The organism is Aquabacterium sp. (assembly GCF_041915145.1).
GTDB lineage: Bacteria > Pseudomonadota > Gammaproteobacteria > Burkholderiales > Burkholderiaceae_C > Aquabacterium.
Genome location: NZ_JAYSBZ010000173.1, coordinates 1 through 1,784, shown reverse-complemented (window position 1 = coordinate 1,784; position 1,784 = coordinate 1). Strand labels below are relative to the sequence as shown.

Genomic DNA, 1,784 nt, shown 5'->3' with positions numbered 1-1,784 from the left:
CTGTTCTCGACCCACCCGCCGACCGAAGAGCGCATCGCGCGCCTGATGGAGATGGCACGCGGCAGCGCCTGATCCGCACCCCCGCGCCACGCACCACGCCCGCCCTCGAAAAGCGGGCGTTTTTTCTGCCTAATCGGCGCATGTGCCGGGCGGCGGCGCCCTTACGCTGTGCGAGCGTGCACTTCAGCGTGGCCGCTCGCCTGCCGATAACCCGGTGACGCCCCGCGCGCTCATATCGTCATTCATTCGTTTTGCCACCATGCGTTTGCGCCTGCTTGCCCTGACCTGCCTGACCCTGCTCGCCGCGTGCGACCAGTTGGGCATCGAGTCGCCGCAAAAAGAGCTGGAACGCAAGGAAGCCGACGCCAAGGCCGTGGGCAGCGCCTGCCGCCAGGCCGGTCGCGCCATCGAGGACTGCTACAACCTCAACCCCAAGGCGAGCAAGTCCGCCGTCTTCGCCGGCTGGCGCGAGATGGACGAATACATGCGCGAGAACAAGCTCGATGTGGTCGCCCCCACCGTGCCGCCGCTGTCGGCACCCAAGCCCAAGAGCGCCGACGACGAGGCCGACTCCGGCGCCTCCGCCAAGCCCGACGAAGCGGCGAGCAAGGACCACGGCACCAAGAAGCCCCGGCCCAAGGACAAGTCCTGACCCCTCGATCGGGCGGCCAGGCTGACACCTGTCAGTCGGATCGCAACGCCCCGTCGCCCCAGTGCTCCAACATCTGCCGCGCCTCGGGTCGCGCCGGCTGCAACCGCATCAGATCTTGCAACAGCGACTGCGCTTGCGCGGGATCGACCTCGGCCACCGCCTGCGCCAGCCGCAGCAACGGGTCGTAGGCCGGGCGGAAGTCCGGGCTCTGCCGCAGCACCGCGAGCAAAGGCTCGCGCACCTGCGCCAACATCAACTGCGGATCGCCGTACGGCTTGACGCGGCGCCCGGTTTCGATGAATCGGTTGCGCGCGCCCCGATAGGCGGCGAGCCGCGCTGGCGCGGCGGCGTCGGCGGGTGCGTCGACCAGCTCGCCGGGCGCCACCTGCAACTCGCGCAGCAAGGCCAGCAGCCGGTCGCTCGGCAGCGAATCAGGCGCGTAGGTGATGCGCGGCGCGAGGTAGGCCACCACCGGTCGGTCGTCGGTGTTGAGCGGCGCGTCGCCGGCAAACCGCGCGAGCGATTGCGAGCCGGCCACGAAGCTGCCGAGCACGGCCCACTCGTCGCCCAACCCCACCGTTTGCGGCGCCAAGGCCAGCCGGGCGCCGCGCAAGCGCTGACGCACGTCGTGCAGATCGAAACGCCGATCGTCCGCGCGCCCCACCAGGCCGAGCACCGGCGTCTCGAGGCTGTTGGTGGCCAACACGGCCCCGCCGCGCGGGTAGGCCACCAGGAACGAACGCACGATGCTGCGCAGCGTGACGAGATCCAGCTGGTGCAGCGGCAGCCACTGGCAAAACACCCCGCCGGGCGCGAGCCGTTGCCGTACCGCCTGAAAGTGCTCGACGGTGTAGAGCGCCGCCGAACCGCTGCGCGCCGGGTGGAAGTTGTCGGACACGATCAGGTCGTAGCGCTGGTCGCCGGCCCGCACGAAGCGCCGGGCGTCCGACACGATCAGGTGCAGGCGCGGATTGGGCTCGGAGCCGAACACCGACGTGAAATACGAGGTGGCCTCGACCACCTCGGGCAGCAGCTCGACGGCATCCACCTCGAGTTGCGCGTCTTGCGCGGCGGACGACGCGGTGATGCCGGTGCCCACGCCCAAGAACAACGCCCGATGCGGCGCCGGGTG

At 70.2% G+C, this 1,784-nt stretch carries 2 protein-coding genes; one reads left to right on the top strand and one right to left on the bottom strand.

Translation table 11 applies throughout. The annotated features are described in order from the left end of the window. Positions 1–259: 259 nt before the first annotated feature. Positions 260–652, top strand: a complete 393-nt coding sequence (locus tag ACE3SS_RS15675; RefSeq protein WP_374595548.1) for a hypothetical protein — start codon at positions 260–262, stop codon at positions 650–652. Between the two features lie 31 nt (positions 653–683). Here the strand turns inward: ACE3SS_RS15675 and ACE3SS_RS15670 are convergent. Continuing rightward, positions 684–1,784: spermidine synthase (locus ACE3SS_RS15670; protein ID WP_374595546.1), on the bottom strand; the 1,101-nt coding region annotated here is incomplete at its 5' end.

Bases quoted from the DNA above. Each gene is read 5' to 3' on its own strand.
- ACE3SS_RS15675 (WP_374595548.1), top strand. From the start codon at position 260: ATGCGTTTGCGCCTGCTTGCCCTGACCTGCCTGACCCTGCTCGCCGCG.